This is a genomic window from Bacillus sp. IS1, from assembly GCF_032461585.1.
Taxonomy (GTDB): domain Bacteria; phylum Bacillota; class Bacilli; order Bacillales; family Bacillaceae; genus Bacillus; species Bacillus velezensis.
In genome coordinates, this window is the sequence record NZ_JAWCWR010000001.1 from 1,353,269 (window position 1) to 1,372,179 (window position 18,911).

Annotated in this window: 19 protein-coding genes; 8 read left to right on the top strand and 11 right to left on the bottom strand. The window is 45.7% G+C overall.

The window, feature by feature from the left end:
* Nucleotides 1-16 precede the first annotated feature (16 nt).
* From RUW00_RS06380 to fabD, 5 genes are read right to left on the bottom strand one after another with little or no spacing between them, the layout of a single operon-like run.
* Nucleotides 17-754 (bottom strand): SDR family oxidoreductase, encoded by a 738-nt coding sequence (locus RUW00_RS06380; RefSeq protein ID WP_029973905.1) that lies wholly within the window; start codon nucleotides 752-754, stop codon nucleotides 17-19.
* A 14-nt stretch (nucleotides 755-768) separates the two neighbouring features.
* The gene (locus RUW00_RS06385) at nucleotides 769-2,133 is read right to left on the bottom strand and encodes an ANL family adenylate-forming protein (protein WP_121984400.1); all 1,365 of its coding nucleotides are present in this window, start codon (nucleotides 2,131-2,133) and stop codon (nucleotides 769-771) included.
* The gene (locus tag RUW00_RS06390; protein WP_003153264.1) at nucleotides 2,130-2,402 is read right to left on the bottom strand and encodes an acyl carrier protein; all 273 of its coding nucleotides are present in this window, start codon (nucleotides 2,400-2,402) and stop codon (nucleotides 2,130-2,132) included. The genes RUW00_RS06385 and RUW00_RS06390 overlap by 4 nt, the downstream gene beginning before the upstream one ends.
* Before the next feature lie 24 nt (nucleotides 2,403-2,426).
* Nucleotides 2,427-3,407: an LnmK family bifunctional acyltransferase/decarboxylase gene (locus tag RUW00_RS06395; RefSeq protein WP_014418317.1), complete on the bottom strand. Its 981-nt coding sequence runs from the start codon at nucleotides 3,405-3,407 to the stop codon at nucleotides 2,427-2,429.
* A gap of 40 nt (nucleotides 3,408-3,447) precedes the next feature.
* Nucleotides 3,448-5,706, bottom strand: a complete 2,259-nt coding sequence (fabD, locus tag RUW00_RS06400; protein WP_029973904.1) for an ACP S-malonyltransferase — start codon at nucleotides 5,704-5,706, stop codon at nucleotides 3,448-3,450.
* Between the two features lie 734 nt (nucleotides 5,707-6,440).
* On the opposite strand from fabD, the gene loaP reads away from it, so the two are divergent.
* Nucleotides 6,441-6,971 (top strand): antiterminator LoaP, encoded by a 531-nt coding sequence (gene loaP / locus RUW00_RS06405; RefSeq protein WP_022552995.1) that lies wholly within the window; start codon nucleotides 6,441-6,443, stop codon nucleotides 6,969-6,971.
* 35 nt (nucleotides 6,972-7,006) lie between these two features.
* Nucleotides 7,007-7,261 carry a cupin domain-containing protein gene (locus tag RUW00_RS06410; protein ID WP_072177854.1) on the top strand — a complete coding sequence of 85 codons (255 nt, stop codon included), beginning with the start codon at nucleotides 7,007-7,009 and terminating at the stop codon, nucleotides 7,259-7,261.
* Nucleotides 7,262-7,336: 75 nt separating this feature from the next.
* Here the strand turns inward: RUW00_RS06410 and RUW00_RS06415 are convergent, their stop codons facing one another.
* Complete coding sequence (locus tag RUW00_RS06415; RefSeq protein ID WP_012117931.1) at nucleotides 7,337-8,215, bottom strand: LysR family transcriptional regulator; 879 nt, start codon at nucleotides 8,213-8,215, stop codon at nucleotides 7,337-7,339.
* 138 nt (nucleotides 8,216-8,353) lie between these two features.
* Here RUW00_RS06415 and RUW00_RS06420 point away from each other — a divergent pair, with 138 nt between their 5' ends.
* The 3 genes from RUW00_RS06420 (at nucleotide 8,354) to RUW00_RS06430 (ending at nucleotide 10,719) form a co-directional block, all read left to right on the top strand.
* On the top strand, nucleotides 8,354-8,677 hold the full coding sequence (locus RUW00_RS06420) for a GlpM family protein (RefSeq protein WP_021494284.1): 324 nt from the start codon (nucleotides 8,354-8,356) through the stop codon (nucleotides 8,675-8,677).
* A 138-nt stretch (nucleotides 8,678-8,815) separates the two neighbouring features.
* Nucleotides 8,816-9,832, top strand: coding sequence for an NADPH dehydrogenase NamA (gene namA, locus RUW00_RS06425; protein WP_003153250.1), 1,017 nt, complete (start codon nucleotides 8,816-8,818; stop codon nucleotides 9,830-9,832).
* Between the two features lie 113 nt (nucleotides 9,833-9,945).
* Nucleotides 9,946-10,719, top strand: a complete 774-nt coding sequence (locus RUW00_RS06430; protein ID WP_014418323.1) for an alpha/beta fold hydrolase — start codon at nucleotides 9,946-9,948, stop codon at nucleotides 10,717-10,719.
* A 49-nt stretch (nucleotides 10,720-10,768) separates the two neighbouring features.
* Here RUW00_RS06430 and rpmG read toward each other — a convergent pair whose 3' ends face one another.
* Both rpmG and rnz read right to left on the bottom strand, forming a co-directional pair.
* Nucleotides 10,769-10,918, bottom strand: coding sequence for a 50S ribosomal protein L33 (gene rpmG / locus RUW00_RS06435; RefSeq protein ID WP_003153246.1), 150 nt, complete (start codon nucleotides 10,916-10,918; stop codon nucleotides 10,769-10,771).
* 78 nt (nucleotides 10,919-10,996) lie between these two features.
* The gene (gene rnz, locus RUW00_RS06440; RefSeq protein ID WP_014418324.1) at nucleotides 10,997-11,923 is read right to left on the bottom strand and encodes a ribonuclease Z; all 927 of its coding nucleotides are present in this window, start codon (nucleotides 11,921-11,923) and stop codon (nucleotides 10,997-10,999) included.
* A gap of 208 nt (nucleotides 11,924-12,131) precedes the next feature.
* Here rnz and zwf point away from each other — a divergent pair, with 208 nt between their 5' ends.
* On the top strand, nucleotides 12,132-13,601 hold the full coding sequence (zwf, locus tag RUW00_RS06445; protein WP_012117935.1) for a glucose-6-phosphate dehydrogenase: 1,470 nt from the start codon (nucleotides 12,132-12,134) through the stop codon (nucleotides 13,599-13,601).
* A gap of 89 nt (nucleotides 13,602-13,690) precedes the next feature.
* Here the strand turns inward: zwf and gndA are convergent, their stop codons facing one another.
* Entirely contained in the window at nucleotides 13,691-15,100 is a 1,410-nt protein-coding gene (gndA, locus tag RUW00_RS06450; protein ID WP_003153241.1) for an NADP-dependent phosphogluconate dehydrogenase, read from the bottom strand.
* A gap of 108 nt (nucleotides 15,101-15,208) precedes the next feature.
* On the bottom strand, nucleotides 15,209-16,453 hold the full coding sequence (locus RUW00_RS06455) for a DNA polymerase IV (RefSeq protein WP_029973901.1): 1,245 nt from the start codon (nucleotides 16,451-16,453) through the stop codon (nucleotides 15,209-15,211).
* 75 nt (nucleotides 16,454-16,528) lie between these two features.
* Here RUW00_RS06455 and RUW00_RS06460 point away from each other — a divergent pair, with 75 nt between their 5' ends.
* Together RUW00_RS06460 and RUW00_RS06465 are read left to right on the top strand one after the other, a co-directional pair.
* Nucleotides 16,529-16,810 carry a hypothetical protein gene (locus RUW00_RS06460; protein ID WP_003153239.1) on the top strand — a complete coding sequence of 94 codons (282 nt, stop codon included), beginning with the start codon at nucleotides 16,529-16,531 and terminating at the stop codon, nucleotides 16,808-16,810.
* A 32-nt stretch (nucleotides 16,811-16,842) separates the two neighbouring features.
* A complete protein-coding gene (locus RUW00_RS06465) occupies nucleotides 16,843-17,679 on the top strand; it encodes a membrane protein insertase YidC (RefSeq protein WP_007408393.1) in 837 nt (278 codons plus the stop codon).
* Between the two features lie 114 nt (nucleotides 17,680-17,793).
* Here RUW00_RS06465 and RUW00_RS06470 read toward each other — a convergent pair whose 3' ends face one another.
* Nucleotides 17,794-18,909: a tripeptidase T gene (locus tag RUW00_RS06470; protein ID WP_003153237.1), complete on the bottom strand. Its 1,116-nt coding sequence runs from the start codon at nucleotides 18,907-18,909 to the stop codon at nucleotides 17,794-17,796.
* Nucleotides 18,910-18,911 lie beyond the last annotated feature (2 nt).

Genomic DNA, 18,911 nt, shown 5'->3' on the forward strand with positions numbered 1-18,911 from the left:
AGAATTTTTCTGTGCTTTAACAAGTTAATCCGCCGTCTATCGCCATTGTCTGTCCGGTCATAAAGGACGATTCAGGAGAAAGCAGGAAACGAACGAGTCCGGTCATATCGTCTGTTTCGCCTAAACGTCCCATCGGCGTCCTTCTGATAATCTGCGATTTTTGTTTTTCCGGCATATTTTTCGTCATATCGGTGTCCACAAAACCGGGCGCAAGTGAATTGACACGGATTCCTTTAGACCCGAGCTCCCTGGCCAGGCTTCGCGTCAAGCCGTCAAGAGCCGCTTTGGATGCGCTGTAGACTGAAGTGCCTTTAAATCCTCTTGAGCCGATAATGGAGCTTATGTTAACGATTGATCCGGAATTTTGTTTCAGCATGACCCGGGAAACGTTTCGGGTCAGCTTGATGACTGAGCCGATATTCAGATTGAGGATGCGGTCAATGTCTTCATCATTGGTCAGGGGCAGAAGCTGATCAAGGTTCAAACCGGCGTTATTGACCAAGCCGTCTATTCTGGAAAACTTGCGGTATACTTGAAGAACAAACTGTTTCATGGCGGCGGCATCCGCCGCATCCGCCGCTTCCCAATAAAAGCGGCCGCGGTACTTTTCACTCTCTCTCAATGTGTTAATAAAATCAGATTCACTGCGGCTGAAAGCGGCTACTTTGTAATCCTCATCCAAAAGCGTCTGTACAATCGCTTTTCCCAGCCCCCGGCTTCCTCCGCTGACGACCGCTACTTTTCCGTTATTCATATTTGCCTCCTGTTTTACACGTTTCTTATTTTTTTAAATCGATCATTAGACAGTTTCCGATCTGTAACAGAGATGATCTGCGGTATCTGATATGGCTGCAGCTTCTGTCTGCAATGAGCTACGGCCCGCTTTCTGAAAGATTTGATATCTTCCTCTTTTTCAAGCACGGCCTCTGCCGCGACAATCTCGCCCGTAATCGGATTTTTTCTGCCCGTTATGAGAACATCCCGGACATTCGGTATCTCCAGAAAGACGCTTTCCACCTCTGCCGGAAACACTTTCTCTCCGCCCACATTAATGATTTCACTCTTTCTTCCGAGAATTCTTATATATTCGCCGTCTGTTTCCACCTGGTCACCGGTGTCGTACCAGCCGTCTTCATCGAAAGGTGACGGTGCGTTTAAATAGCCGAGCATCGCCGACTCAGAACGGACCCAAAGCGTGCCTCCGGTAATTTTGGTCTCTGTTCCGGCACCGCCCACTTTCATCCAAGTGGATTGGCTGTCTTTTGATTTCGTTGAGAATATACCCAGTTCAGTTAATCCGTATGTTTGTTTCAGCCGTACATCCGGAAACAGCCGGTGGATGCCGCGCAGCGTTGATTGGGGCATCGGCTCTGTGCCGTAAGTGATCAGCCGGAGTGAAGAGAGGTTATATCCGGCATCCGCCTTGGACATCAGCAGCATGTTTAAAAAGGTCGGGGTGGCGGGGAGCACTTGGACAGCATGTTTGTCGACCGCCTGATAAACGGACTCCGGCGTTCTGCTGTCTGATGTGACGATCGTCCCCCCGTTAAACAGAATCGCAAACAGCGTATTAATGCCGCCTATATGATCCAATTTCAGAAAAATAAGTGTACGCAGCGGTTTTCTCTTCGCCGTTTTATATTTTTCAAGCAGCCGGCCGGCGCTTAACACGGATGCTTTGCTTTTGCCGGAGGTTCCCGATGTGAAAATAATAATGCCTGACTCCCCTCTCTCGCGCAGATCATCAAGCAGAGGGTGAGCGGCGCTTTCAGAACCTTCACGAAGCGTCCAGCTGTCATTTTCATTTATTTCAATGATTTGATTCACTTTCGCGTCTTCAAACATATCGAGATGCTTTTCCCTTGACTCATTACTGAGAGGGACAACGATATTTCGGTTTAACAAAAGCGTCATCAGCAAAAAAATGGCGTTCGGGGAATAATCCCCGATAAGCGCCACACATTCTCCTTCACGTATTCCGTTTTGTTCAAGCTCTTTCTGAAAAAAGCTGATTCGTGTCAGCAAATCATCATACGTAAAAGTCTGCCCTTTAAAAATGAGAAACTCACTGTCTTGCGTTTCCCTAAGCTTATCAGTCACCCAGCTGATATCTCCCCCGCTTTCTGTTTTCATGATTGAGCACTGTCCATATATTTTTGATAAATATCACAAATGCTGCCGACGGTTGTAATGCTGGAAATCGTTTCTCCTTGGGAAAAAGGATCTACTCCGGTTTCCATCTCCATCTGTGCGACTAATTGAGCGATATCCAGTGATGAGAAGCCCAGATCCTCTATGACTCTCACATCATCTCCCGCTTCGACGGCCCGATATGACTGCTGTTCTTGAATGTCCTGAATGATTTGAGCGATGATCTGCTTCATTTCCTTGGTTTGTTCCATTTGCTTTCAGCTCCATTCTTCATTTTATAAACTCCTGATGACCCGTTTATAATCCGGAATATGATCTTGTGAAGAGGTCGGCACCGCCAGCAGCTTATCCACCTTGGAAATGGCCAGCAATGTATGATTTCTTTTCATATAGACTTCAATCTGATAGCTGATTTTCGCCACTGAGATCATACCGAGGGACTCACCGTGAAAGTCGGGATCGCATTCTTCAATGTGTCCCGTCATATAAATATCAAGCTCTTCATCTGCAAAACAATTTCCGTAATAATACGTCTCTCTTTCAAGCAAAAATAAATGCCGCGCGATTGAAACCGGAAAACCCGGCTTCGACCGGCGCGTCATCCATTCAAATTCCGCCGCATCCATTATCTTGCTGAATTTCGCAAACACCATGGCATGCCCCGGCGCAGCATCCTGATCAACAGGAACCCGATATGAAACGGGGTCTGCTGTTTTGAGATTGCCCGGCTTCATACCGAAGGCGTCCGTTCTGATTTTCTTTGACCGCATCAGCGCGTAAGGCGGCTTGGCTAGCTTAGAAAGTTCCGCAATGCATTCAGCCTTAGGCGCTGAGACTTTTCGGGTCGAACCTTCTGTTTGTGTGACGTCGACGACAATTAAACTATTGGCTTTCATAGAAGGAAACCGTCCCCGGTCCCACTCGCTTTTATCAGAGCTGACCGCTCCTTTCGGCCCGAACAAATAATCAGATTCTAATATGGTTTCTCCAAACCGGGAGATATCGACTCCGACGGAAACCTCGTCCCATAATCGGTACTGATCAAGAGGCTTATCTGAAGGAACTTTGAGATGTGTCATAAAATAAGCCGGATACAAAATCAGCCCTTGGTGATCGGCCATCTGATCAGGCCGGAATCCCGTTCCGTCCGTTAAATGGTGACTGTGTGCGTTGCCGAATAACAGCAGCAGCGCGTACTCATTCAAATTCCCTAACCCGACATGGCTCATCGTTAATTCATGATTTTCAATCAGCATGGTCTGTCCTCCGCAGAAAAAATGTAATGGCTGGTCATACTCAGCCTGTAATCGATTCCAGCCTTTGCGCAAGAAGGCCGGCTGTTTCTTCCATGAGCTGTTTGCCGATCAGATCGACATGCCTGTTTCTCCAATTTTCAAGCGGGGTTCCTTTCACCCATTGATTAAACGCGCCGAGCGCAGGGCCGCAATGAATTTGGTAATCTATTTTACTTTCGCTTTTTCCTTCCAGAGCGAGCCTTGTCGTATGAGAAAAATACCATTTAAATACCATCGCCATTTTGTGTTTCGGATTCTGTTCGGCTTTGGCGATCTGTTCAGGAGATTTATCACGTTTCAACTGCTCATACACTTCTTCAAAACTGCGCTGGAAATACTTTTCTTCAATTAATGTTTTCGTTTTTTCATCTATTTCATCTAAAGAATTGTATTGTCTGTACAAGTCAAAGAGTTTATTGGCTCTTGCCGGGAAAAACAGGCCTTTTTTCAGCACCTGCACCCTTGCTCCCGCTTCAAACATATCTCCCGCGGGAGCGTATGACGTATCCTGCACGTTCGCTTCCTGAAGCAGATCTTTCACTGAATCACTTGTCCCGGCTTCGACCGTGCATTGATTAATAGAACCGGTTCCGATAAATTCGGCGCCGAGCAGAAACGCCGCAGCAGCCGCTTCCGGAGTGCCGATGCCCCCGGCTGCGCCGATTCTTACTTTTTTCGCATAACCGTGCTTCTCCATCATGCGGTCTCTGAGTCTGATCATGGCAGGCATTAATGTATACGGAATCCCTTGGTCGGTATGCCCTCCTGAATCCGCTTCAACGCAAATGTCATCAGCCATCGGAATTTCTTTTGCAAGCGCCGCTTCCCCGGCTGTCAGCCGATTGTCAGACACAAGTCTTTCCAGCACATGAGCCGGAGCCGGACTTAGAAAGGCCTCAGCGACTTCAGGCCGGGATACTTTCGCGATGATTCTGTTTTGAACTGACACCGACCCGTCATGATTCCTGCTTAATCCCTTTGCCCTGTATATCACGAGAGCGGGGGTTATGCCCATAAATGCCGATGCTTCAATAAGATGAATGCCGTTTTTCAAATATAAATCTATCATTCTGACTTCCTTGTCAGGTGACATCATATGATGAAGAAGATTCATTCCGAATGTTTCCCCTTGCCGCAGTGCAGACCGGATGGTTCCGATGGCCTGTCCGATCCGTTCGATACTCAATCCGCCCGTTCCGAAAAAGCCCAGCATTCCCGCTTTTGCCGCTTTAATGACCATCTGTTCCGAAGCAATTCCCCTGTACATGGAGCCCGTCATGTAAGCATATTGGATGTTATAATCTTTTTTAAAATCTTCGTTCCCTAATCTCATTCCCGCCGTTTTTTGCGAATCAGCTGCCGATGCTTTAACATCAGCAGTATCAGACTCTTCTTTCGGCATAGGTAATGGGACGGCATCTTTTTTAATCTGACGCGTCAGTTTTGTCAGCACTTCCCCGGGCCCGACTTCTGCAATTTCATTATTTTCAAGTCCCATCAGACGGCGTATCGTGTCCGTCCACTTTACCTGATTGGTCATTTGCAAAGTCAGATTTGTTTTGATTTCATCATTCTTATAAGGTGCGGCATGAAGATTTGAGATCACCGGAAAACGAAGAGGCAAAAACGCCGTTTCTTCTAAATAATCCGCGAACTCTTTTTCAGCATCTTTCATATAGCGGGAATGGAAGGCGCCGCTCACATTTAAAGGAAGGTACATTCTCACGCCGGCTTTTTCAAAGACGGGGCCCGCTTTTTCAATGTCTTGTTTCGTTCCGGCGATCACAATTTGCGAAGGTGAATTGTGGTTAGCGATATCAATGCCGGTCAGATGATAATCGGATAGAACCTCTTTTACTTGTTCAGCCGTAAACCCCAAAACCGCCGCCATGCCTCCGGGAGCTGCCTTGCTCATGAGCTCCCCTCTTTTTTTAACAAGCTGCAAACCGGTCTCAAAATCAAAGCAGCCGGCCGCAAATAACGCATTATATTCTCCTAAACTGTGCCCTGCGGCGTAATCAGGCTCTCTGCCGGACTCTTTCATTTTCTTTAAATAACTGAGTGCACTCACCGTATATAACGCCGGCTGGGTAAATTGCGTTTTCCCCAGCTGGTGATTCGGATCCTCCAGACACAATTCTTCTATAGAGTAGCCTAATATGTCATCAGCCTGACGTGTCAGATCTTGAAATTCATCAAACAGTCCGGCTCCCATTCCTTTAAATTGAGAACCCTGCCCCGGGAACACAAACGTAAGCATCTTATCCTCATCCTTTCCGCATCGCCAATTTTGCACATCACATGTGGTTCTCCATACAAAAACGTCTCTTATTTTCATATATTGACTGGTGTAAACACCGGCATAAAAATAAAAACACAAACGCGTTTGCGATTTAGCACAGGTTTAAAAATCGCAAACGCATTGTGTTTTCCTTTTCTAACATAATTTATATTAAAACATATTGCTTGTTTACTGAATGTTTCTCATGACAAGCTGCAGTGCCAATATGCCCGAAAACAGCGATGACGGCACACTTCTCCCTTATCATGTATATGTAGATATATACACTACAATCATTTTTATAATCCCTATTTCCTCTTCAACGTGCCGAAACAGCGATTGAAATTTAATAGGTGCTTTACATCAATTTAATAAATTTAACAAATAGTTGCTATTTAAAGAGAATAATATCAATTTATAGATAATAATGTCAAGGCTTTATTTCGTTATTTTCTGACATTTATTCCACAGTTTTATATTCGGTGGACAGTCGGCATAATTGTTTCGGGATAAATGTCAGATAATTCCCTGAACCCTTTTCATGTCAAAGAAAATTCATCGCTTCTCTGTCAATTGGGTCTATACTTATTTTTCATTTTCATATATTATGTAAAAAAAAGACGAATTAGAAAAATTTTTAATCATTTTAAATACTATCCATTAAATACTTTCTTTGTATAATAATTTCTTATTATTCTAAGGAGGATCCAGTCATGAAATGGTACGCACTTTTTGTAGAGTCCGGAAAAGAAGAAACAGTTCAAAAATTTCTGCGTCTGCAGTTTGATGAGCAGGCTCTCTACTCAATCATACCCAAGAAAAAAGTCACAGAACGAAAAGCCGGAATCAAATACGAGGCACTCAAAAAGATGTTTCCGGGATATGTGCTGTTTAAAACGAAGATGACAGAGCGGACATTTCATAAAATCAAAGAACTCCCCATTTCATGCAGAATCGTGAATAACGGCGCATATTATTCCAAAGAGCGTAAAACCTATTTCACGACAATTACGGATGAAGAAATCCTCCCTATTATCAGGCTGATCGGAGAAGGAGACACTGTAGATTATTCAAAAGTCTATATTGAAAATTCAAAAGTAACCGTTGCCTCAGGGCCTCTTAAAGGAATGGAAGGCATTATTAAAAAGATCGATAAAAGAAAAAGGCGCGCCAAAATCTGCCTGTCTTTTATGGGACTGGACAAAATGGTCAACGTCGGAATTGAAGTGCTCTCCAAACCCTAGCATGTCAAAAAAAGCATCAACAGCATGTGCCGTTGATGCCCTTTTTATATAAACAGACGAAAGCCCGACACCAAAATAACCCCGCTCACCACCGTCACGGTCAGACTTTTTGTTTTCAAGGCATAGTTGACCTGAAGCCGGGCTGCGCCCATGAGGCAACATCACATTTAGGGGAAGAATACATTTTAATCAAAAGCGGTGAATTGACAGTTGAGCTTTATGACGAAAAGCATGTGCTGACTTCGGGCGATGCCCTTCAGTTTGCCGGAGCGACGCCGCAGTTATTTTAATTCCTCGGATGAACCGGTGACATATTTTATGCTGGTCTATTATGCTGAACCGGCTTAAACGCATATCAGGCTTCTTCAGACAGAAGCCTGATGGACCGCAACCCATTCTTGTATGCATTGAATCAGTTTCTGGACAGAAGGTGTCTGCGTCTCCTTTGCATGAGCTGTCAAAATGCCGAGCTGCCTGGAGACATACCGGTCGAACCGTTTGATGAGCACATCACAATCATTCACCAAAAGCTGCGGCAAGATGCTGATCCCCAGATTGTTCCGCACCATTGCAATAATCGCTTCATCCCCTCTGATTTGATAGGCGACCCGCGGCGTGATCTTTTCTTCCTTCAGCACTTTCAGCACATCAAAATGTGTCTCCGGATAAGGCACGATACATTTGACGGACTCCATGACATGTAACGGAACCGTTTCACATTGCGCCAATTCATGCTGCGGGCTCATCACCGCTACAATCGGGTCCTCTGCCAACGGGTAAAAATGCCACTTCTCGCTGTGGGATGTCCCGATCGCCGCATCAATCCGGTCATCTTTCAGCCATTCTTCCAGTTCAGTAGAATTTCCTTCAAACAAATGCACCTTAATGGAAGGATACAGCTCATTAAATTCCCTCAAAATTTTCGGCAGCCATTTTACCGCCACGCTCGTAACAGTGCCGAGCCGGACTTCCCCTCTTTCTAACCCATTAATATTATCAACGGTTTCAGACAGTTTTTCATAGTTTTTTTGAATTTCCTTCATAATATGTAACACTTTCAAGCCATTTGCGGTCGGCCTCACTCCATGCCGCTGTCTGATCAAAAGCGGAAAACCGTACTCTTCTTCTAATTTACTGATCATTTGGCTGATGTTCGGCTGTGTGTAATTCAATATGGCAGCGGCTTGGGTCAGGCTGCCGCTTTCAACCGTTTTAATAAAGGCTAAATGCTTCTTTAAATCCAACCGGCTTCATCTCCCAGATATCATTCTTTATTATCCAATGCATTAGTTATATTTAGTTTACTTATACATCAATCAAAAATAAAATGGCAATGTCTCCATCATTATACTTGATAACAAACAGAAGGTGAGCGTTTCAGCATGAGTTTTCTCATTCAATTTTTTATCGGCGGCACCGTTATGGCGGCCGCCGCGTATTTAAGCAAATCGAAATACTTATTTTTATCAGGCGTTATCACATTGCTGCCGATCATGACGTTACTGAATATTCACTTGCAGCTGAAAAATATGAGCCCCGACGATTTCAGAGCCGCTCAAAAAAACGGAATATTCGGTGCCTTCGGCGCGGTGATCTTCATCAGCAGTATTTTCATCCTGACAAACTGGTTCAAAGGAGGCCACGCAGTCATCGGTGCGTTTCTCATCTATATTTGCTATATGATCGGCTGTAAATGCCTGTTATGAAGATACGACACCGATGTGTATAAAAAAATGCCCTTCCAGAACAATAATAACAATGCACTCAGTCGTGAGCAGTTTATATGACTGAATGATCATGAATTGTTATAATCAATGTCTAAAACATTCCGGGAGGCGAAATAAATGGCCAGAAAATTATTCACACCATGGACCGTTAAAGATGTAACGATCAAAAACCGTATTGTTATGGCACCGATGTGCATGTATTCCTCACATGAGAAGGACGGAAAACTGCAGCCTTTTCATATGGCGCACTATATATCGCGTGCAATCGGCCAGGTCGGCCTGATTATCGTGGAAGCGACAGCCGTTAATCCGCAGGGGCGCATTTCCGATCAGGATTTAGGCATTTGGAGCGATGATCATATCGAAGGTTTTGCCAAACTGACGGAACAAGTGAAAGCGCAAGGATCTAAAATCGGCATTCAGCTTGCGCACGCCGGACGTAAAGCTGAGCTTGAGGGAGACATTTACGCTCCGTCAGCCATTCCGTTCGATGAGCAGTCCAAAACACCGGCTGAAATGACGACAGAACAAATTAAAGAAACCATTCAGGAATTCAAACAGGCAGCGGCGCGCGCGAAAGAAGCCGGCTTTGACATTATTGAACTTCATGCGGCACACGGCTACTTAATGCACGAATTTTTGTCCCCTCTGTCCAATCACCGTACAGACGAATACGGAGGCTCACATGAAAATCGCTACCGCTTCTTAGGCGAGACCATTGAAGCCGTCAAGGAAGTCTGGGACGGCCCGTTATTTGTCCGTATTTCTGCATCGGATTATACAGACAAAGGGCTGGACATTGCGGATCATATCGGTTTTGCGAAGTGGATGAAAGAACAGGGAGTCGACCTCATTGATTGCAGCTCAGGCGCACTCGTTCAAGCTGATATTAACGTCTTCCCAGGCTACCAAGTGAGCTTTGCGGAGAAAATCCGTGAACAGGCCGAAATCGCAACAGGCGCCGTCGGTTTGATAACGACGGGAACAATGGCGGAAGAAATTCTGCAAAACAACCGCGCTGACCTTATTTTTGTCGCAAGAGAACTTCTGCGCGATCCGCATTTTGCAAGGAGTGCAGCGAAGCAGCTGAATACTGAAATACCGTCACCGGTTCAATACGACAGAGCATGGTGATGAAGTGACAGCCGGAGTTTTTCGATCCGGCTGTCTCTTTTTTTATTTTTTGAGAAACGATTGCCGAAGCTTCTCCGTCTTCCCTATAGAACCAATTAGAGGGGATGACTCCAATGAAAGCAGCATGGATGGAAAGGACATATCTGATTGACGGGTGTCCGTTTTATACGAAACACCGTAAAGGCGCCGGCGAAGTGACGATCGTCTTTGAAGCCGGCTACGGCACTTCTTCTGAAACATGGACATCATTACTCGCTGACATAGATGAAGAATTTGGGGTTTTCACATATGACAGAGCCGGAATCGGCAAAAGCGGACAAAGCCGAAACAAGAGAACGGCGGACCACATGGTACAGGAATTAAACGCTCTTCTTCTGAAGGCCGGCGTCAAGCCTCCTTATCTTGTCGTCTCGCATTCATACGGCGCGATTATCAGCAGACTTTGGGCGAGCCGGAACCGCCGGGATATTCTCGGGATGGTGATGCTTGATCCGGTTTCTGAGGATCAGGAGACGAAAGTGCTTCCGCTTCTTCCCGAAGAAATGAAAGCCGCCTATTTGAAACAGTTCATATTGGAAGGATCACACGCGGAATTTTTGACGAGCCTTCGTCAGATCAAGCATCAGCAGATTCATTTCGGCGATATGCCGCTGTTGATTTTATCATCGGGAGAGCGGGATGAGCACTTAAAGCACGCTCATGAACAATGGGTGAAACTGCACAGAAGCATGCTTGATGTCTCTTATCAAAGCGGATGGATTCAGGCCAAAAACAGTTCTCATGCCATTCACCACGATGAACCGCACATCGTCCACCTTGCCATTTATGATGTTTGGTGCGCGGTGCGCCAGCAAATGAATGCTCCTGCCTATCAGGCGGTAAACTGATTAAACAAAAGCCATTGTGCAGCGGCACAATGGCTTTTGTTATCGTGATCTATTTTGTCTCACGATGCAACGTATACTTTTTCAACCGGGGTGAATACTTTTTCATTTCTAACCGGTCCGGATTCGTCCGTTTGTTCTTCGTCGTAATATAATTTCTGTCCCCTGTCTCTGTACAGGCCAATGTAACATTCACACGCATCATTTTCACCCCTTATACAAATCGTAATTATTTCGTTTTATTATATCTCATCAGAAAAAAATGTCAAGCGTCCATTTTTTAAGACCGCTCCACAGTGACCTCCATGAAGTCAAATGCGATCTTACTGTTTTCAAATACCGCTTTCGCCTCATTTTCGAGACGCTCTATCGGCGATTCACCCTGATACCTTGCGCTGATATGAGTTAAAATCAGCTGTTTGGCGCCTGCTTTTTTTGCCGTTTGCGCAGCCTGTTCTGTCGTTGCGTGATAATAATTATGTGCGAGCTTTGCATCTTCCTTGGCAAACGTCGCTTCATGAACAAGCACATCCGCATTGCGCGCCAGCTCCGTTACCCGCTCTGATGCCCTCGTATCCCCGGAAAAAGCGACGATTCTCCCTTTTTTCGGCGGTTCCAAAAAATCCCGCCCGTTAATGATTCTGCCATCGTCAAGTGTGACCGTTTCGCCTTTTTTGATTTTCTGATAGACGGGTCCGGGCGGGATATTCATTTCTTTCAATCTGCCGGCCTGCAACGCGCCGGGAATATCCTTTTCCTGAACCCGGTAGCCGAACGCTTCCACGCCGTGAATGACGGATGCTGCGGTAACAATGAATTGCTCATCTTCAAAAACCGTCCCCTCTTCGATTTCATGTACGGTAAGAGGATACGTCAGATGAGTCGCCGTCACGTGCAGGCTTGTTTCGATAAAGGCTTTAATGCCTTTTGGCCCGTAAATCGTCAGCTCTTCTTCACCGCCCTGAAATGAACGGCTCCCCAACAGACCCGGAAGACCGTAAACATGGTCGCCGTGAAGGTGGGTGATGAAAATCTTCTCAATTTTCCTCGGTTTGATTGTTGTATGTAATATCTGATGCTGAGTGGCTTCTCCGCAATCAAACAGCCATACGGAACGCCTTTCTTCAAGAAGCTTCAGCGCGACGGACGTTACGTTTCTCGTCTTTGCCGGCATGCCGGCCCCCGTCCCTAAAAATAATAATTCCACAATGCTTCCTCCTAGATCTTTGTACTACTAAGGATACAGGATCAGGCTGAAAATGTGAATTCACCCGGGCCTTCTCCGGCCTGATTAATTTTTTTCCGCAAACCGCAAAAAACAGGCTGAAATGTTTGCTTTCAACGAATTTTAGATTTAAAATGAAGGAAATATGCGGGGTTTTAAACCATGCTTCAGATAAAGTGAGGTACTCTAAGTGAAAACAAACGACAAACCAAAAGCAGTAATTGTAATATTTGGTGCCACAGGGGATTTGGCAAAACGAAAACTTTACCCATCCATTCACCGTTTATATAAAAATGGTCAAATTGGTGAAGAGTTTGCAGTTGTAGGTGTTGGAAGAAGACCTTGGTCAAACGAGGACCTCCGGGAAACCGTTAAAACGTCTGTTTCTTCTGCCGGGCAAAAAGACATAGACGATTTCACATCTCATTTTTATTACCATCCGTTTGATGTAACGAATCCGGGTTCCTATCAGGAGCTGAATGTCCTGCTTGATCAGCTTGAACATACATATGAAATCCCGAACAACAGAATGTTTTACTTGGCGATGGCTCCTGAGTTTTTCGGCACTATCGCAAAATCACTTAAAAACGAAGGTGTCACAGCGACAAATGGCTGGTCCCGTCTCGTCATTGAAAAACCGTTCGGCCATGACCTGCCGAGTGCGAAAGAGCTTAACAAAGAAATACGCGAAGCTTTCACGGAAGATCAAATTTACCGGATCGACCATTACTTAGGCAAACAAATGGTTCAAAATATCGAAGTCATCCGATTTGCGAATGCGCTGTTTGAGCCGCTGTGGAATAACCGCTACATCTCAAACATCCAGATTACGTCAAGTGAGGATCTCGGCGTTGAGGATCGTGCGAGATATTACGAGAAATCAGGCGCACTCCGTGATATGGTTCAAAACCATATTTTACAAATGGTCGCTCTCTTGGCGATGGAACCGCCGATTAAACTGAACACGGAAGAAATCCGCAGCGAAAAAGTGAAGGTGCTGAGAGCTCTCCGCCCTGTCGCTCCGAACGAAGTGAGTGACTTCTTCGTCCGCGGACAATACCAAGCGGGAACGATTGACGGAAACGCTGTACCGAGCTATACAGATGAACAAAATGTAGCACCGGATTCCAATACGGAAACATTCGTGTCCGGAAAGCTGTTAATCGATAACTTCCGCTGGGCCGGCGTTCCGTTTTATATCCGCACAGGGAAACGGATGAAAGAAAAATCAACGAAAATCGTCGTTCAATTTAAAGACATTCCGATGAACCTTTATTACGGCAATGAAACGAATGTAAATCCGAACCTGCTTGTCATCCATATTCAGCCGGATGAAGGCATCACACTATATCTGAACGCTAAAAAATTAGGCGGAGCCGCTCATGCTCAGCCGATTAAGCTGGATTACTGCAGCAACTGCAGTGATGAAATGAACACACCGGAAGCCTATGAAAAATTAATCCATGACTGTCTGCTCGGTGATGCGACAAACTTTGCCCATTGGGACGAAGTGGCGCTTTCTTGGAATTTCGTCGATGCGATTTCCGAAACGTGGGCAGCCGACAAAACCCTTTCTCCGAATTATGAAGCCGGGTCAATGGGACCGAAAGCTTCGGACGATCTTCTTGAAAAAGACGGTCTCCACTGGTGGAATATATAAGAAAACATCAAAAACCGCGGCGCCGTTCATAACGGCCCGCGGTTTTTAATATCAGAAAAGCCCCCGCAATAACTGCGGGGGCTTCTTCATTACTTCATCCATTCAGTATGGAAAATGCCTTCTTTATCTGTGCGTTCATACGTATGCGCGCCGAAGTAATCACGCTGCGCTTGAATCAAGTTTGCAGGAAGCACTGCCGTACGGTAGCTGTCGTAATACGCAAGTGCGCTTGAGAACGAAGGTACCGGCACGCCTTGGGCTACGGCAAGTGAAATCACTTGGCGAAGGGCGCCTTGGTAGCTTTCTGCAATGTTTTTGAAGTAGCTGTCTAACAGCAGGTTGTCAAGCTCCGGTTCACGGTCATACGCGTCTTTGATCTTTTGCAGGAACGCCGCGCGGATGATACAGCCGCCGCGGAAAATCATCGCGATTTCACCGTATTTCAGATCCCAGTTATATTCTTCAGACGCGGCTTTCATTTGGGCGAAGCCTTGTGCGTAAGAACAGATTTTACTCATGAAGAGCGCTTTTCTGACCGCTTCAATCAGCTCTTCTTTATTTTCAGTGACCGGCTTAACGTCTGGTCCGGACAGAAGGCCGCTTGCTTTCACACGTTCTTCTTTCATTGCGGAAATGAAACGCGCAAAAACAGATTCAGTGATAATCGGAAGCGGAACGCCTAAGTCAAGAGCACTTTGGCTTGTCCATTTACCCGTTCCTTTTTGGCCTGCTTTATCAAGGATAACGTCAACAAGCGGTTTGCCCGTTTCTTCATCTTTTTTAGTGAAAATGTCAGCCGTGATTTCGATCAGATAGCTGTCAAGCTCTCCTTTGTTCCACTCAGCGAATACTTCGTGAAGCTCTTCGGCAGACAATCCGAGCACCTGTTTCAGAATGAAATATGACTCAGAGATCAGCTGCATGTCACCGTATTCGATACCGTTGTGCACCATTTTTACATAGTGCCCCGCTCCGTCCGGGCCGATGTATGTCGTACAAGCTTCTCCGTCCACTTTAGCAGAAATGGCTTCTAGAATCGGTTTCACGAGTTCGTGCGCTTCCTTTTGGCCGCCCGGCATAATAGAAGGCCCTTTCAGCGCTCCCTCTTCACCGCCTGATACACCCGTTCCGATAAAGTGAATGCCGCTTTCGGCAAGCTCTTTGTTCCGGCGCTGTGTATCTTTATAGTATGTATTTCCGCCGTCAATCAAAATATCGTCTTTTTCCAGATGAGGAAGAAGAGATTGAATCGTCGCATCCGTTGCAGTTCCCGCTTTAACCATTAATAAAATTTTACGGGGTGTTTCAAGAGACTGGACAAACTCCTCAATGCTGTATGTACCGACAACATTTTTGCCTTTTGCCTCTTCTAAAAACTCTTCCGTTTTGCTGCTTGATCTGTTGTATACAGACACAGAAAATCCCCGGCTTTCGATGTTAAGAGCCAGATTTTTACCCATTACCGCAAGACCGATAACTCCGATTTGTTGTTTTGACATATTCTAACGTCCCTTCTTCAAACGTTTAACCATTTTAAAATTTAAATTAAAATAAAATGATATTTATACTAAAGAAATTATCATACATAACCCCTTTTTTCAAGTTATTCACCTTTTCTTTTCATCCTGAAAAAAGTCTCTGTTAAAGCTCGTTCCCCTTGTTTTGCTTTCTTCTTTTTTTATAACGGCGCCTTTTCTGATCAGGTTTTGGCCGTATTTTTCATTCAGCTCGTTCATCATCTGAAAAATCGGCTCATCCTTTGCGTCCTCCTTGAATGAAAACAGATCAAGCTGTTTATACGCCTGCTGTTTTTCAACCAGTTCCGTCCCGGTGATGCCGAGAAGCCTTACCGGATTTTGGTTCCAGTGCTTGTCAAACAGTTCCATCGCCGCTTCCATGATGTCTTTTTTCTGATCAGCCGGATTGCTGAGGGTCATGCTTCTTGTGACCGTTTTCCAATCCGCATACCGAATCATGATGAACAGCCGGCAGGCCATGACCTCCTTACGCTGGAGCCGTTCGCTCACAGACAGCGCGAGCCGGTCAAACACGCCCGTTAATTCATCCCAGTCAGCCGAATCATGCGACAGGGTGGATGAGTTGCCGACGCTTTTAAATTCATAAATCCGCTCGGGATTGACTTCTGCAGGATGGATGCCGTTCGCTTTATCCTTCAGCCTCGGGCCGTTTATGCCGAGAAGCGTTTTCAGCGCATGTTCATCTCCTTTTGCCAAATCACCGATCGTTTTGATGCCGAGCGTTTTTATTTTTTCCGCAGTTTTCGTTCCTATACCGTGCATCTCTTCAATCGGAAGAGGCCATAAGACGTCCGGCAGCTCTCTTTTTCTTAAAATGGTGATGCCGAGCGGTTTTTTCATGTCAGACGCCATTTTGGCGAGAAATTTATTCGGGGCGATGCCGATGCTTGACGGAAGCAAAAGCTCTTTTTGCAGTCTCGCCTGAATGTCTTCGGCTGTCTCATACGCCCTGTGTCTGTGCGGTGTGTCCGTAATATCCATGTATCCTTCATCAATAGAAACAGGCTCGACTAAATCCGTATACTCCCTCAGAATGCTGAACATTTCTTTTGACGAACTCCGGTAGCGGTCAAAATTCGGAGGCACGACGATGAGTTCCGGACAGAGGCGTTTTGCCCGCCACACCGGCATGGTGGTCTTTACGCCCCGCGCTCTCGCTTCGTAGCTGCAGGTGACGATGATTCCTTTCCGTTCCTTCACGTTTCCGGCAACGGCGATAGGTTTTCCTCTTAAAGACGGATCATACGCCATTTCTACGGAGGCATAAAAACTGTTCATATCGATATGAAATATAATTCTCCCTTTTCCGGCCACTCCCGGCGCCTCCTTTCCTTTCATAGACAACCTTATATATATGTAGTAAAATAAGAGCTGAATGGATGTGATAAAATGATTCTTGAGTCAATGAATGACTTTTTATTTTTAGTCGATTTTTTCACAATTATTCTTCCCGCTCTGACCGCGATCGGCATCGCTTTTCTTTTGCGTGAGCGCCGCGCAGGCGAGCATTGGAGAACGAAACGAATAGATGAACATCAAGCAGTCGTTCAGCTGAACCGAACAGACTTTCTTATTATTATATATCATCGCATTACAACTTGGATACGTAAAGTCATCCGCATGAATTCACCGGCGAATGATGATGAAGATGTCAGCTTCCTCCTTTTATAACGGCAAGTGAAGATAAAAAGGAGGAAACATAATTGTCTAAAACATATCAAAAATGGATCGCATTCGGATTGTTTTTTATCGTACTGTGCACAGGCCGCTCGGCTTTTGCTGCGACATCTCAGACTCAGACGGGAGGCCTCGGGAATATCGGTTTTTTCCACGATTACCTGATCGAGCCGTTTTCGGCACTTTTAAAAGGTGTGGCGGGCCTGTTCCACGGTGAGTACGGACTGTCGATTATTCTGGTGACGATTATCGTCCGGATCGTTGTATTGCCTTTGTTTGTGAACCAATTTAAGAAACAGCGGGTGTTCCAGGAAAAAATGGCTGTGATCAAACCGCAGGTCGACAGCATTCAGGCTAAAATGAAACAAACGAAAGATGCGGAAAAACAAAAAGAACTGCAAATGGAAATGATGAAGCTTTACCGTGAGCACAATCTGAATCCGATGGCAATGGGATGTCTTCCGATGCTGGTGCAATTCCCGATTTTGATCGGTTTTTATTACGCCATCCGCTCAACGCCGGAAATTGCTTCACACTCATTTCTGTGGTTCAGCTTAGGGCATTCTGATATTCTTGTATCACTGTGCGCGGGAGCCATGTATTTCTTACAGGCTTATATTTCCCAAAAATTAAACGAGAAATATTCACCGGCTGCTCAAAATCCGGCCGCGATGCAGTCAGCAAAAATCATGGTCTTTATTTTCCCTGTCATGATGACCGTTTTTTCACTTAACGTACCGGCTGCGCTGCCGCTTTACTGGTTTACAAGCGGACTGTTTTTGACAGTGCAGAATGTACTTTTACAGCAGACGCATCATAAAAAGAAACAAGCTGCGGCTCAGGCGGAGCCCGCCAAATCATAATACTGAAACCCTGCCGGAACCTATCCGGCAGGGTTTTTTTCTTGTATCTGCAAGGCTTTAAGCCAATTATTATGAAGAATGAAAAAAGCACCCAATCAACTGGGTGCTTCGTTTTTAGTTGGCCGCTGTTTCGATAATGGCAACGACCATTTCCGCCGTTTTGACGAGCTCTTCAATCGGCATTTTTTCATTTTTCGTATGGATTTGTTCATAGCCTACTGACAGGTTGACTGTCGGAATGCCGTGGCCGGCAATGACGTTTGCGTCACTTCCGCCGCCGCTCGTCTGAAGTTCGCTCGGCCGGCCGATTTTTGCCGCCGCTTTTTTCGCGACTTCCACAACCTGATCGCCGTCCTGATATTTGAAACCCGGATACATGACCGCGATGTCCACTTCCGCGCGGCCTCCCATCTCAGCTGCAGCAGATTCGAAAGCTTCTTTCATTTTCTGCACTTGCGCTTCCATTTTTTCAGGCACTAATGAACGCGCTTCAGCCAGAATATCAACCTGGTCGCAGACGATATTGGTTTGCGTGCCGCCTTCGAAACGTCCGATATTAGCCGTTGTTTCTTTATCAATACGGCCGAGCGGCATTTTAGAGATCGCTTTTGACGCGATTGTAATCGCGGAGATGCCTTTTTCCGGTTCTACTCCCGCATGAGCCGTTTTCCCGAAAATGGTTGCTCTCACTTTCGCTTGTGTCGGCGCGGCTACAATAATGTTGCCGACTTTTCCGTCTGAATCAAGCGCAAAACCGTATTTCGCGGTAATGTCTGAACGATCCATTGCTTTTGCCCCGACTAATCCCGATTCTTCTCCGGCCGTGATAATGAATTCAATGGTGCCGTGCTCGATGTTTTGTTCTTTCAGCACTTTAATGGCTTCAAACATTGCGGCAAGACCCGTCTTATCATCAGCGCCTAGAATCGTCGTGCCGTCGGATTTTACATAGCCGTCTTCCACAATCGGCTTAACGCCTTTGCCCGGGACAACCGTGTCCATGTGCGATGTGAAATAAATCGTATCCGCATCTTTTGTGCCCTTTAACGTACAGATTAAGTTGCCGGCTCCATGCCCCGTCACTTCTTTTGTATCATCTTCTTTTACACTCAATCCTAAATCAGTGAATTTTTGTTTGAGCACCTTGCTGATTTCCGCTTCATGTTTTGTCTCTGAATCAATTTGAACGAGTTCAAGAAATTCTTCAAGCAGACGTTTTTCGTTTACCATTT